Annotated in this window: 13 protein-coding genes; 1 reads left to right on the top strand and 12 read right to left on the bottom strand. The window is 65.6% G+C overall.

The window, feature by feature from the left end:
- The first annotated feature begins 57 nt into the window (after positions 1 to 57).
- The gene (locus tag CCR79_RS01975) at positions 58 to 1,089 is read left to right on the top strand and encodes a type IV pilus twitching motility protein PilT (protein ID WP_201168148.1); all 1,032 of its coding nucleotides are present in this window, start codon (positions 58 to 60) and stop codon (positions 1,087 to 1,089) included.
- 51 nt (positions 1,090 to 1,140) lie between these two features.
- On the opposite strand, the gene CCR79_RS01980 is transcribed toward CCR79_RS01975, so the two are convergent.
- From CCR79_RS01980 to CCR79_RS02035, 12 genes are read right to left on the bottom strand one after another with little or no spacing between them, the layout of a single operon-like run.
- Positions 1,141 to 1,944 (bottom strand): hypothetical protein, encoded by an 804-nt coding sequence (locus CCR79_RS01980; RefSeq protein ID WP_201168150.1) that lies wholly within the window; start codon positions 1,942 to 1,944, stop codon positions 1,141 to 1,143.
- Between the two features lie 30 nt (positions 1,945 to 1,974).
- Positions 1,975 to 2,397: a PulJ/GspJ family protein gene (locus CCR79_RS01985; RefSeq protein ID WP_207190272.1), complete on the bottom strand. Its 423-nt coding sequence runs from the start codon at positions 2,395 to 2,397 to the stop codon at positions 1,975 to 1,977.
- A gap of 25 nt (positions 2,398 to 2,422) precedes the next feature.
- The gene (locus CCR79_RS01990; RefSeq protein WP_345941476.1) at positions 2,423 to 2,923 is read right to left on the bottom strand and encodes a type II secretion system protein; all 501 of its coding nucleotides are present in this window, start codon (positions 2,921 to 2,923) and stop codon (positions 2,423 to 2,425) included.
- Positions 2,914 to 3,441, bottom strand: coding sequence for a GspH/FimT family pseudopilin (locus CCR79_RS01995; RefSeq protein ID WP_430654663.1), 528 nt, complete (start codon positions 3,439 to 3,441; stop codon positions 2,914 to 2,916). The genes CCR79_RS01990 and CCR79_RS01995 overlap by 10 nt, the downstream gene beginning before the upstream one ends.
- 20 nt (positions 3,442 to 3,461) lie before the next feature.
- A complete protein-coding gene (locus CCR79_RS02000) occupies positions 3,462 to 4,685 on the bottom strand; it encodes a type II secretion system F family protein (RefSeq protein WP_201168161.1) in 1,224 nt (407 codons plus the stop codon).
- Positions 4,686 to 4,697: 12 nt separating this feature from the next.
- The gene (locus tag CCR79_RS02005; RefSeq protein WP_242510789.1) at positions 4,698 to 6,533 is read right to left on the bottom strand and encodes a GspE/PulE family protein; all 1,836 of its coding nucleotides are present in this window, start codon (positions 6,531 to 6,533) and stop codon (positions 4,698 to 4,700) included.
- Positions 6,534 to 6,556: 23 nt separating this feature from the next.
- The gene (locus CCR79_RS02010; protein ID WP_201168163.1) at positions 6,557 to 7,831 is read right to left on the bottom strand and encodes a tetratricopeptide repeat protein; all 1,275 of its coding nucleotides are present in this window, start codon (positions 7,829 to 7,831) and stop codon (positions 6,557 to 6,559) included.
- A complete protein-coding gene (locus CCR79_RS02015) occupies positions 7,828 to 8,703 on the bottom strand; it encodes an ExeA family protein (RefSeq protein ID WP_201168184.1) in 876 nt (291 codons plus the stop codon). Before CCR79_RS02015 ends, CCR79_RS02010 begins: the two co-directional genes overlap by 4 nt.
- 17 nt (positions 8,704 to 8,720) lie before the next feature.
- Positions 8,721 to 10,349: a pilus (MSHA type) biogenesis protein MshL gene (locus tag CCR79_RS02020; RefSeq protein ID WP_201168165.1), complete on the bottom strand. Its 1,629-nt coding sequence runs from the start codon at positions 10,347 to 10,349 to the stop codon at positions 8,721 to 8,723.
- Positions 10,346 to 10,717, bottom strand: a complete 372-nt coding sequence (locus CCR79_RS02025) for a hypothetical protein (protein WP_201168167.1) — start codon at positions 10,715 to 10,717, stop codon at positions 10,346 to 10,348. Before CCR79_RS02025 ends, CCR79_RS02020 begins: the two co-directional genes overlap by 4 nt.
- A 1-nt stretch (position 10,718) precedes the next feature.
- Positions 10,719 to 11,375, bottom strand: a complete 657-nt coding sequence (gene gspM, locus CCR79_RS02030) for a type II secretion system protein GspM (protein WP_201168177.1) — start codon at positions 11,373 to 11,375, stop codon at positions 10,719 to 10,721.
- A 5-nt stretch (positions 11,376 to 11,380) separates the two neighbouring features.
- Entirely contained in the window at positions 11,381 to 12,928 is a 1,548-nt protein-coding gene (locus CCR79_RS02035) for a PilN domain-containing protein (protein WP_201168180.1), read from the bottom strand.
- Positions 12,929 to 13,262: the final 334 nt, after the last annotated feature.

Genomic DNA, 13,262 nt, shown 5'->3' on the forward strand with positions numbered 1-13,262 from the left:
CGCCCCACCCAGGGTTGATAATCTGCAAACACCGTTTACAAAATCCCGAGGGTGCATATGGACATCACGGACCTCCTCCGCTTTGCCGTCGAGCAGGGCGCTTCCGATCTGCACCTCTCGGCCGGGCAACCCCCCATCATCCGCGTGGACGGCGACATCCGCCGCATCGACGCGCCGGCGTTCAGCCACAAGGAAGTGCAGCGGCGCGTCTACGACATCATGAACGACGGCCAGCGCCGCGAGCTTGAGGCGCGGATGGAGACCGACTTCTCCTTCGCCGCCCGCGGGCTGGGCCGCTTTCGCGTCAACGCGTTCCAGCAGGACCGGGGCATGGGTGCGGTCTTCCGCGCCATCCCCAGTGACGTCCCCACGCTGGAGAGTCTGGGCGCGCCACGGATCTTCCGTGACCTCTGCCAACTCCCCCGCGGACTGATTCTGGTCACCGGACCGACCGGCTCCGGCAAGTCCACCACGCTGGCGGCGATGATCGACGAGAAGAACCGCCAGGACGCCGGTCATATCCTTACCATCGAGGATCCCATTGAGTTCGTCCACGAGCCGCAGCGCTCGCTGATCAACCAGCGCGAGGTCCACCGCGACACCGAAAGCTTCGACGCCGCCCTGCGCTCCGCCCTGCGCGAGGACCCGGATGTGATCCTGGTCGGCGAGCTGCGCGACCTGGAGACCATCCGCCTGGCCCTGACCGCCGCCGAAACCGGCCACCTGGTCTTTGGCACGCTGCACACCTCCTCCGCCCCGAAGACCATCGACCGCATCATCGACGTCTTCCCCGCCGCCGAGAAATCTATGGTCCGTTCTATGCTCTCGGAGTCGCTGCAGGCGGTGATCTCCCAGACCCTGCTCAAGCGCAGCAGCGGCGGCCGCGTGGCGGCCCACGAGATCATGATCGGCACCCCGGCCATCCGCAACCTCATCCGCGAGGACAAGGTCGCCCAGATGTATTCAACGATTCAGACGGGCGCCTCCCAGGGGATGCAGACCCTCGATCACGCCCTGCAGCAGTTGGTGCAGCAGGGTGTGGTATCGATGGAGGAGGCGGGGAAGAGAGGTGGGCCGCGGGAACGTTAGTCCTTTACCCGGGCGGGTCTTGACCCCCAGAGCAAAAGGGGGGGAATAACTCTAGAATCTCGCATAATCCCAACTGCGCAACGGCGGAAAACCGGCACTATCTAGCCCGCCACACCAGCGTCCAGAGCCAGTTGGCTCGCCCGGCTCTTTTGAGCAATCGCTGCCGTGGGCAATATGTTTTTCATCTTCAACATCAGCGACCTTACCGTCAACATATATGCACCCATCGAAGCTAGGCGCGTTTCCCGTAAAGAAGTCCCCTGGAGAACCGGACTGAATATAAACATCACCTTTAAAAGTAACATTACCGGTCACACTTGATCCACTAGCGAGGCATGCTGCTCCTTCCACCTCTACATTCCCCCCACCTTGAGCTTTTTCTTCCTCTGGAACGTACAAATTTTCTATTTTTTTATTCCCACCAGCCAGCTTTTCGACAACACTCCACCCAGAAGACTGCTCAGCAATTTTTCTGAAATCAATCGACGCACAAATGGTATGCCTTACCTGCGTAGCATTAGAATTTCCACTTATTCCAACCTTACCAATATAGGCACCTTCACCACTTCGGCAATAATTCCCTCTGCCATCTTTCGTCTTACCAAAGACGTGATCACTCAGCTCTATATAGCGACGACCAGATATGAGGGAGCTTTCGGCCGCATAAAAAGCCCGTGCATCGACTAAGCTCTGCACTGTAACGACAGCCCTACTTTCAACCATTCGACCCAAACCGGCGACAAGGAGACCGATCGCCACAATCGCTACGAGCCCGATGATCAGCGCGGAGCCGCCCTGAAGGCTTTTACTTTTTAAATCATTTGCGGATTTATTATCTCTTGATTTGGTACTCATCACCCCTCCGTGATGCACCAACTTTTCCTGTCAGAGGACGCGCCGGGTTACGCCAAAGTCATACGATTCACCATCTACTTCGATAACGATCTCATAGAAACCGTCAGGTCCTCGCGCCTCGCAGGTTTTGATCTTCGTCTCTTCGCCAATGTACAAAAACACTCGGCCATCCCGTGTCTTTAATTCTATTCCGTCGTCCGCACCATTGATGGCCCCATTACAGGGGTTACCATCCATCCGCCGTACTTCTTGGCGCATCCGCTGCACGGCATACGCGATGTCCGCCTTGGCATCCAGCTCATCTTCCAAGGTGATGGAGACATTGAAAAGCGCCGAGAAAGGCTGCGCCGCCATGACCGCCACAATCCCGGCAAGGACCAGGACGATGATCAATTCCCACAGGGTGAGCCCCTTCTGTCGCTCCATCTTTCTGACCTCGGAATCATAGACCAAGCTGATTTAATGATGGCCACTTGAGTCAAAAACCTATATAAAGAGGACTCAACCCCGATACAGCGCTCTCCTCGTAATCGATTTTCACGATGCGCACAGCCTCATCAGTGTCATCATAAACGAAAACAACGATACCCCCTCCGCAAAAAGCGCCCCATAGATCCCTCGTTACGTCAATATCCCCTTCGTCTAGAGTCTGCTTATCTTCCTTGCTAATTTCGTATCCGTCATTTAAAAGGTCAGGGTCGAATTTCCCATCACGAAATGCCGCAATAATCAACTCCGCGCAACTCTCGGCATTCCGTGCCGCTCTCTCAGCCTCTTCAGCATCCGGCAACTGAGCCAGGAGCGGGTAGAAGGACGCCAGGGCAGCCATGGCGATGCCGAGCACCACGATGGTGACAATCATCTCGATGAGGGTCAGGCCTCGCTGGGCCGCGCTGGCTACGAAACCTGAGCCCCGCGGACCGGTCGCCTTGCGAAGGCATGTATCTCGGCGTTGTACTCGGTCAATTGTCACTTGCACGCCCCCCGGGAGACGCCGCCGGTCGCTGCGCGGACGCAAAGCGCGCGGGTGACGTCCCCCTTGGTAAGGTCAATCGTGAACTCGCCTGAAAGTCCGTTCCCGCTTCCATCTTCCAGATCACCGTGGGGGTACCTAAAACGGAACTTCGCGGGGTCGCTGCTCACGGTTACGCCATCTTTTCTCGTCAGATCCGGCAGGTTCCCGCAGCCTTCACCTTCGGGCGCCCAGCGCCTCTCCCAGCTGCCAAGATCGACTTCCAATGTCGCTCCGCTACACGCCATCGCCCTGGCGCGGGCACTGCGCAGGTCGCTGATCAGTTTGTTTTTCACGGACTGGACTTCGGTGCCATCGGTGAAACCGCTCAGGTTGGGTGCAGCAACCGAGGCAAGAATGCTCAGGATGACCAGCACCAGGATCAGCTCAATCAGCGTCACGCCGCGGGCGGAGCGCGCGGCTGCCGGCCTCTGCAAGAGGCGGCGCGACGGGCCGCCCGGTCGGGTCACAGCGCTCGCCCCCATGCCGTGGTTCCCCCTTCCCGTCACAGGGCGGCCGATCCCATCTGCCACATGGGCAGGAAGATGCCCAGGGCGAGGATCAGGACCAGGATACCGATGAAACCGATCACGAACGGCTCGATGTAGGAGGAGAGCTTCTTGAGATCCTCCTCCACCTCGCGCTCGTAGAATTCGGCGACCTGATCCATCATGTCCGCCACCTGCCCGGTCTCTTCACCCACGGCGAGCATCTGCAACACCAGCGGAGTAAAGAGTCCGCTGCGCTCGGCGACCTGGTGCAATCCCTCGCCGCGCTCGATGCCGGTACGCAGCTGCCGGATGCCGCGGGCAATGTAGGCGTTATCGGTGGCCTCGGCCACCGAGTCCATGGCCTGGAGCAGCGGCACGCCGGAGCGCACGGCCATGGAGAAAGTGCGGGCGAAGCGCGCCAGCAAGGCCCGGCGCATGATGCCGCCCACGCCGGGGATACGGAGTTTGATGGCATCCCAGCGCAGGCGTCCGTCCTCAGTCGCGATGTAGGCGCGCACGCCCAGCCCAGCGAGAAAGGCGCCGCCGAAGACCAGCTGCCAGTAGGCGACAAAACCTTCCGAGAAGCCGATCAGCAATCCGGTCACTGCCGGGAGCTCGGCGTCCATGCCGGCGAACAGATCGGCAAACGGCGGGATCACGAAGACGTTGATGACCACCAGGGCCGCAACGATGGCGATCAGCACGAAGGTCGGGTAGCGCAGCGCCGCCTTGATCCGCTCACGGGTCGTGCGTTCCTGGTCCAGGCTCTCGGCCATGCGCTGCAGGGATTCCTCCAGCTGGCCGGACTCCTCGCCGACGCGGATCATCGCCAGTAGCAGCCGCGGGAAGACCTTGGGGTGATGACCCATCGCCTGGCTCAGGCTCTGGCCGCTCTCCAGCCCCGAGGCCACTTCTCCCAGGGTGCGCCCCAGGCGAGGGCTGGAGGCGTTCTGGCCCAGGCCGCGCAGGGCCCGGACCACGGGCACCCCGGCACGCAGCAGCACGCGAAACTGTCGGGTGAAGGTGATCAGATCATCCAGCCCCACCGCCCGCTCGCTCAGCTGCCGGAGCAGATCGTCCACGCGGACCCCTCCAGCGCCGGAGACGGGGCGGACATCGATGGGTGTCACCCCTCGGTCGAAGACCTCATCGGCGGCGTCAGACAGCGTGGGGGCATCCACCGTCCCCTCACGGAGCTGACCAGCACCGGTGCGTCCGCGGTAGCGGTACTTCGGCATCCGCGCCTCCGGTTAGTCCTGGGACGACGACGCCCCGTCCTTGGCGTCCACGGACGCCGCCATCCCGCCTGCAGGCTCCGTAGCGTGGGGCCCGTCCCGTACTGCCGCCTCGCGGACCGCTCGCGCCTCGTCGCGCAGGGTGCTCTCGTCGGCCTCCCCGAGGACCCGCGAGACCTCTTGGAGCGTGGTGATGCCCTCGCGCGCGTAGCGCAGCGCCACACGGCTCATGGGTTCGTAGCTAGGATCGGCGTGGCAGGCGGCGGCAAACCCGGACTGATCGCCGCGGCGCAGGGCGTCGATTTTGTCGGCATCCATCTCCAGGAGTTCGAAGACGCCGATCCGCCCACTATACCCGGTATTGCTGCAGCTGTTGCAGCCGCGCCCGCGGTACAGCGAAAGGCCGTGGGTCTGCTGCTCGCCGAAGATGGTCCGCAGCCACGCCCGCTCGTTTTCGTCCGGGGTGTAGGGCTCGCGGCAGTGGGTACAGATACGCCGGAGCAAGCGCTGCGCGAGCACAGCGCGCAGACCGGCGGCAATCATGTACGGCTCCACGCCCATGTCCACCAGGCGGTTGGCGGTGGAGATGGCGTCGTTGGTGTGCAGCGTCGAGAAGACCAAATGCCCGGTGATCGCCGCCCGGAAGCCGATGTCGGCGGTCTCTTCGTCGCGCATCTCGCCGACCATGATGATGTCCGGGTCCTGGCGCAGCGTCGTGCGCAGCACCCGGGCGAAGGTCAGGCCGATGCTCTCGCGCACCTGGACCTGGTTGACCCGAGCCAGACGGTACTCCACCGGATCCTCGACGGTGATGACCTTGACCCCGGGGTGGTTAATCTCGGAGAGTGCGCCGTAGAGCGTGGTGGACTTGCCGGAACCGGTAGGCCCGGTGACCAACACCATGCCGTAGGGCATCCGGATCAGCCGCCGCAGGCGCTGAATGATGTCGTCGGGCATGCCGGTCTGATCCAGCGAGCTGACCCCGGAGCTGTGGTCGAGCAGACGCATGACCACGCCCTCGCCGTGCTGCAGCGGCAGGGTCGAGAGGCGCACGTCGATGCTGCGGCCGTGGACACGGACCTGGAAACGGCCGTCCTGGGGCAAACGGCGCTCGGTGATGTTCAGCCCGCACATGAGCTTGAGCAGCGAGACCATGGCCGGGTGGATGTTGGACTGGTGGAAGATCTGCTCCTGAAGCACACCGTCGCGGCGGATACGGATGCGCAGCGCCTGCTCGTCGGGCTCGATGTGGATGTCCGAGGCACCCACCTGCACGGCGTCCTCGAATAGCGACTGGAGCAGGCGTACCACCGGGGCACTGGCGCCGCCCTCGCCCACCGGCAGGGTGGAGAGGTCGATATCGTCGGCACTGGTGATTTCGCGGCCGATTTCCTCGGCGATGCTGGTGATCTCGTCGGTTCGGCGGTAGACGAGATTGATCAGATCCTCAAGGATCTGCCTGCGGGCCACGGCCAGGCGAACCGGATGGCGCAGGACACGGACGATCTCGTCGTAGGCGATTAGATCGCTCGGGTCCGCCATGGCCACCAGGAAATCTTGCTCGGTCTCCTTGAGCACCAAGGCGACAAAACGCCGAGCGTAGCTCTCGGGCAGCTTGCCGGCCACCTCCGGGTCGACCCAGTAGTCGTTGGGGTTGACCCAGGGCACCTCCAGTTGCCGCGAGAGTTCATTAAGGAGCTGGTCCTCGGTAACGAAGCTCATGGCGATGAGCTGCTCGCCGAGCTTCCGGCCACTCTGCTTCTGCGCCTCCAGGGCCTGTTGCATCTGGCCCTGGCTAATCAGACCCCGCTTGATGAGCAGATCCCCGAGGCGAATCTTCTGCCGTTTCATCGGTGCAACTCCCTTTTCTTGGCTCATCTTCCCTGTAGGGCCTCGATGCGGGCTTCGGCGTGGGCCGCGACCTCGGCGCTGAGGCCATCTCGCTCCCGGGCCTGCTGCCAAGCGCGGCGGGCGGCGCCGTCGTTGCCCAGGGCCTCGGCGGACACCGCGATACCGGCCTGCCAGAGGCCGTTATCGGGCTCGGCCTCGGCGAGCTCGCTGTAGAGCAACAGCGCCTGATCATGAGCCCCGATCTGGCGGTAGAGCGCGGCCAGGTGGGCTTCCACGGCACCAGCCCGGCCGTCCCGGGCCTCGCGGACCGGCTCCAGGGCATCAATACCGGCCTGGGGCTCGCCATGCTCCTCCGAGAGGTGAGCGTAGAGCCGCGCCATGCGCTCGTGCGCCGGCGCGCGATCCAGTCCTTGGCGCAGGACGCCTCGAGCGCGCTCCACCCGCTGGGCTCGCGCCAGCATGCGCGCGTAGCCGATGCGCGCGTCGTGCCGCTCGGGGTCCATCTCCAGGGCGCGGCGATAAGACTGCGACGCGCTCAGTGTGTCACCAGCGCGCTGGTGGGTTTCGGCTTGCTGGATCAGGCTGTCGGCCCGCGCGCTGTCATCCGGTCGGCTCGGCTCGCGGACGAAGGTTCCCTGCGACGACGCCGGATCGGCTTCCGCCGGAGCCCCCCCGATGTCTGTGGGCGGATCCTCTGTGGCGGACTCCGGCGAGGTCGCCTCGGCACCCGCGACGGCCTCGTCCGCCAGTTCCTCCAGGGTGTCAGCGGTATCGGCCTCAGGCAGCGGGGCCGTCTCGGCACCCCCCTGGGCAATCGCACCCGCCGCCAGGGCCTGGGCGGCGGCCACGGCGGTGGCATCGGCTCGCGGCGGTTCTACCAGCGGTTCCTCTAGGGCCGCCCCGTTCCCGGTCGCTTGACCCGACCCCGCTTCCGCGGTGGCCACCCACTGCTCGGGATCCGCCTGGCGCTCCGCGAGCAGTCCGCCAACCACCGCCTCGGACGGGGCCTCGTCGGGCAGGGTTACCTCATCGGGGCGCTCCACGGCGTCGTCCTCCGCTGCCGCCACCGGCGCCGGCTGTTGCGATCCCGCATCCCGATCGGCCAGCAGCCAGTACGCGCTACCCCCGGTCACAGCCACCGCGACGGTGCCAGCCAAGACGGCCACAAGCCAGTGGCGGCGCCGCTGCGGCTTGCGCGCCACGGCAAAGGCGGCCTGCACGCCGGCGTCACCAGCCCCGTTCTGACCGCGCTGCTCCCGCTCCGCGGTCTGGCGCAGGACCTCGTTGATCAAGCTCACGTGTACCTCTCCCCGCGGCCGCGACCCGGCAACCAGCGTCGTAGACCGATGGCCGAAGCGTCCGCCGTTTCGGTGTCCTCGATGGCACGCACCACGTGCCCGCGCTCGACCCGCTGCACCCCATCGCCGAAGGCGGCGAGCAGGGCCTTGTGGGCCAGGGTGTTGATCGTCCGGGGCACCCCGTGCCCGGCCCGGCCGATGAGCTGACTGGCTTTCGGCGCGAAGAGGCCGCTACCCCGGTAACCGGCGGTCTGCACCCGGTGGTGGAGATAGTCGTCCACCATTTCCAGGGGCAGCGGCTCCAGCTGGTAGCGGAAGGTGCAGCGCTGGCGCAGCTGGCGCAGGTGGGGTTGAGCCAGGCGCACGTCCAGCTCCGGCTGGCCGAGCAGGACCACCTGCAGCAGCTTCTCTTCCTCGGACTCCAGGTTGGTCAACAGGCGCAGGGTCTCCAGGCTTTCATCCGGCATCACCTGGGCCTCATCGATGATCAGCAGTGTCCGTCGTCCGTCCGCGGCATTCTCCTGCAGCCGGGCGTAGAGCGTCCGCAACAGCTCGTGGGCATTCTCACCGGCGGTGGTGGCCCCGAGCCGGAGCTCGTCGGCCACCACCTGGCGCAGCGCGGCCGGATCGAGGGCCGGATTGGGGATCAGCACCGCCTCCCAGCGGTCACCAAGCTTGCGCAGCAGCTGCCGACAAAGGAGGGATTTGCCGGTCCCCACCTCGCCGGTCACCCGCAGAAACCCCTCGCCGCTCTCCAGGGCCACCCAGAGCATGTTCAAAGCCTCTTGGTGACTGGCCCGCCCGTAGTAGTAGCCGGTGTTCGGCGTCAGCCGGAACGGGTACTCGCACAGCCCGAAGTGCTCCAGGTACATGCCAGCCAACGCCCCGTTCAATAGCGGTCGTAGAGACCCTGGATCCGCTGCGAGTGCTCCTCGAGTTCTCCGGCCCAGGTATCGGCACCCACCACGCGAGGCCGAAGGAGGATCACCAGCTCGTACTTGCTCGAGGTCTGACGTTCCTGCGTAAACAGCCAACCGAGCAGCGGTATGCGCCCGAGCAGCGGCACTCGAGAGGTCTCCTGCTCCTCGCGCTCCTCGATCAAACCGCCGATGACGATCATCTCGCCGCTGCGCGCGCGGACGATGGAGTCCGACTGACGCACGTCGCTCTCGGCCAGCGAGAAGCGGACCTCATCATCGCCGCGGCCCGTACGCAACGTGCGCTCGCGCTCGCGCACCTCGGTTACCGAGGGCTGGACATGGAGATTGATCCACCCACTCTCCTCGATCTGCGGGGTCACATCCAGCGCGATGCCAGAGAAGAACGGCTCGAAGTCCGGATCCAGCTCCGGCTGCACCGTCTGATTGCCCGCGCCATCGGTAAAGCTGCGGTAATTGATGCTGAGATCCGTCTGGAAGAACGAGTCGGTACCGGCCTTGATCACCGCCTTCTGGTTGTTGAGCGTGGACACCTGGGGCGTGGAGAGGACCTGGACATCGCCCTGCTGCTCCAAGGCACGCAGGAAGCCCTCGAAGAAGCCGCGCTGGCCGTCCACCCCGCGGGTGATGCCGATGCTGAAAACCCCCGCCTGGCTGAGTTCCAGGTTATCGCCCGGACGGAAGGAGCCCTCCAGCGGGCGCCCATCCTGCCGACCAATGGACTCCCAGCTGATGCCGGCCTGGAAGTCGTCGCCAAGCTCTACCTCAAGGATACGCGCCTCAAGGATGACCTGGCGGTTCAGGCTTGCCTGCAGGCGATCGACGAACTCCTCCACCCGACGCAAGGACTCCGGCATACCGCGCACGGCCAGGGTCCCGGCCGCCGGGCTGGCCACCACGGAGGCGGTCTCGTCGTCCTCGATCATCCGGGTGACGGTCTCCTCGATTTGCCCCCACAGATCAGAGTTCGACGAGGTGTCCACGCGACTGCCGATCACGCCATCGCCGCCGTCATCGCTGGTGATCTCACCGGAGGTCACGCGCGTGCCCGAATGACCGCTGCGATGGACGTTCAGGTAGTCGAGGTGAAAGACCTCGGCCCGGGGGCGGGCCGGCAGGATCAGGAAACCGGTGCGCGCCTGCTTGTACTCGTAGCCGTAGATCTCACGGACCGTGTCCATCACCTCCGGGACTGAGACATCGCGCAGGGTCAGCGAGAGCTCGCCCTCCACCTCCGGGTGGACGACCACATTGTACGGGGTATCCTCGACCAGGCCGTGGAAGAACGCCCCGGCATCGACGCCGTCGGCGATGATGTCGAAGCGCGGATCCTCGGGCTGGAGTTCCAGCGGATCTCCCAGGCCCGGCGCGCCGAGGGCCTCCTCCAGCGCCTGCGTCGAGGCGACGCTGTCATCCTCGCGAACCTGCCCGTCGGGCTCGGTCGGAGCCAGCTGCTCAGCGGCGCGATCGGAGCGCTCCTGCGCGCGTTCCCCCGGCGATGCACACGCCCCGAGGAGCACCGCCGCGCCGGCCAACCCGAGCCAAAGGCGCAAGCGCACGACCCCCAATGCTGCTTTCATTGACCCTTACCTCCCAATCCGTCCTGGCGTGTGCGCATCCGCTTCTCCACACCGTGCTCGACCACCGGGCGGTAGAGCCGCTGGCCGTAGACCTCCAGATCGACGCCGTAGGCTCCGATACGCACGATGCGCGCGCCCTCCACTTCCTCGTTGACCCGGTACCAGTGGCCATCGAAACGGGCAAACCGCTGTCCTTCCTCGCGGAGCACCATGCCGGGTCGGGGCAGCTCGGTATCGGCGCCCGGCGCGCCCGGGAGGCCGGGCGCCTGGGGCATAACCCGCGGCGGCGCCGTCGGATCCCCGCCGGCGAGCGCCACAGAGATCCCCAGAAAGCCAAGCGCTAACGCCGTAAAAACCGGGCCATGCATCCTAGACCCCCAGCCAGGCGCGGTGGCCACTGATGGTGTGCAGCTGCACACGCACACGCGCGCGCGGATGTTCGGTGACGTCATAGTCCAGGCTCTCCCAGGCGAACTGCCACTCCAACTCCTCCACGGCCTGCAGGTACTCAACGGTGGTCGCATAATCCGCCTCAAACTCCATGTAGACCGCATGGCGGAAGATCTGCGGTCCAGCCTCATCCTCATCGGGCCCCACCACCTCCTCGGCGGGCAGCCGCTCCAGGCGGATCAGGCGCGCGCCCTGCTGCTCGACGAGCAGCGCATGCAGAACCTGACGCATGCGGTCCGGCTCGATGAACTCCGGCATCCGTTCGCCGACCGCCTGCCCCAGCGACTGGAGTTCCTGGCGCAGGGCGTCGAGCTCATCGCGGATCTCGGCGTCGGGATCCCCATCCAGCTCCGCCTGCAGGCTGTTGCGCTCGATGCGCAGCGCCCGGATCCGGTCCTCCGCGCTCTGGATGCGCTGCTGCGCGTCGGCGCCACGCTGCTGCATGGGCTCGAAGTGCAGGTAGTACCAACCGGCCCCGATCAACGCCAAGACGGCAACCACCAGCAGGACGCGCTCGCGGGGCGTGCGGGCATTCAAGGCGTCGTTGAGCTTTTGCAGGGCTTGGCGCCACGCCATACGGTCTACTCCCCTCCATCATCCCCGCCGGCCAGCCCCGGACTGGCCACCCGAAAGCGCACGCTGTCCGCCGCATCCTCGACACCGGCGGCACGCTGCATGCGGAACTCCTCGAAGTGCCACCCCTGAAAGGCCGGCTCGCGGGCCAGGCCGTCGAGGAAACCCGGCACCTCCTGCGCCGTCACGGCACGGCCCTCGAAGGCCCCGCCGCCTGAGCGCAGGCGGATGCTGGTCAGCCACAGCCCATCCTGGCGCTGGCGACTCAACCCACGGAGCGGCTCCGAGAAGCCGGCCAGCGCGCGACGATCCAGGGCGTCGAGGCGCCGATCAAACTGCTCAAGCAGCGCCAGCTCCCGTTCCAGGGCCTCACGCTCGGCGAGCAACGACGCATCGACCTCGAGCGCCTCCAGCTCCCGCTCGAACCGAGCCACCGTCGCGGTAAGCTCATCGCGCTCGGCCTCGAGATCCGCCGCTCGACGTTCCCGCTCGTAGACCTGCGGCGCGTGAACCGCCGAAACCGCACCGAGCAACAGGACGCCGGCCGCCATGTAGCCGCCAAGCGCCGCCGGGGAGAGCGGCTCGAACTGCTGGCGCTCGCGGACATACATTGAAAGCGCATGCTCCGCAGGCCGCGGCAACGCGGCGCCGGCAGCGAATAGGCAGTGGGCCTCGGTGTGCTCATCAAGCTCTTGGCCAAGCCCGTCCACGTCGAAGATCTGGCTCAGGCGCAGGCGGGCACACGGGATCTCGAAGCTCTCGTTGAGCCGGTCGACCAGCACCTCGCGGTCCGCCTCGCACGGCGCGAGCAGGATACGCCCCGCGGGCCCGGTGGAGAGCTGCCCGTCGAAGTAGTCGATGGAACGACGCAGTTCGTCTTCCAGGAGCTCAACGGCCTGCTGGTCCTCCATCAGGCGGCGCGTGCCTACCGGGTGGCTGCGGGCGAGGTAGAGCAGCTCGCCGCGGCTAATGGTGATCAGCCCATCATCACGACCAAGCGCCGCCACCGCCACCCCAGCAGCGCCCTCGTTGGCCTCGGCACTGAGGTCGTGGAGGACCGTCTCGCGCGGGAGCACGGCCCGGAGCTTCAGGCCGGCCCGCGCGGTGAGCTCCTGAACCCCATCGATACGGTTCCGCGAGGCCACCGTGGCCAGGGCACGGTGGCCCTCCTGATTCCAGCGGTCGCTGTGCTGGCGGTGAGCCGCTACCCGGGCCTGCTCCAAAGGGATGTAGAGCAGGTTCTTGAGTTGGAAGCGGATCGCGCCCGCCAGCTCCTCGTCGGGAACCCGGGGGGCATCCACCTGCTGAGTCTGGTAGTCGCCGCTATCGAGCACCACAACGGCATCCGACCCCCGCAGGCCGTATTGCTCGACCAGGTCACGTAGGGCCACGGGCTGGTTGTCGCGCCGGGCCTCGCGGAAGTCACAGGCCAGCAGCTGCTGCCCATCCGCCGAGACGGCGGCCAGCGCCACGTGCTCGTTGCCGAGAAATACACCAACCCGCGAGCGTCTGCGCAACCGCGGCAGTGGCAGTCGAGACCTGAGTTCATTCAGCACGGCGTCACGATCCTTACATGATGCTTGGTCAGCCGGCCCGGCGGGAGGAGTGATACGGGGATGGACCCGCTTGTTGACTGGGGCACCACCTAGAAAACCACGTCACCCGCGCGGTTGCAAGAAGAATGAAGCGTCGCGCGCGTGTTTTGCCGCCGCACTGCCTCTCCGGCACGTCGGGCTCACATGCGCGAGGGACGCGCCCGAACAAAAAAACCCCCGACTCCATTGAGGAGACGGGGGTTTTTCGGTGTAGGGGCCTGGCGATGACCTACTCTCGCACGACAGCGTGGTCGCACTACCATCGGCGCTGAGCGGTTTCACTGCCGAGTTCGGC

Source organism: Halorhodospira halophila, from assembly GCF_016653405.1.
GTDB lineage: Bacteria > Pseudomonadota > Gammaproteobacteria > Nitrococcales > Halorhodospiraceae > Halorhodospira > Halorhodospira halophila_A.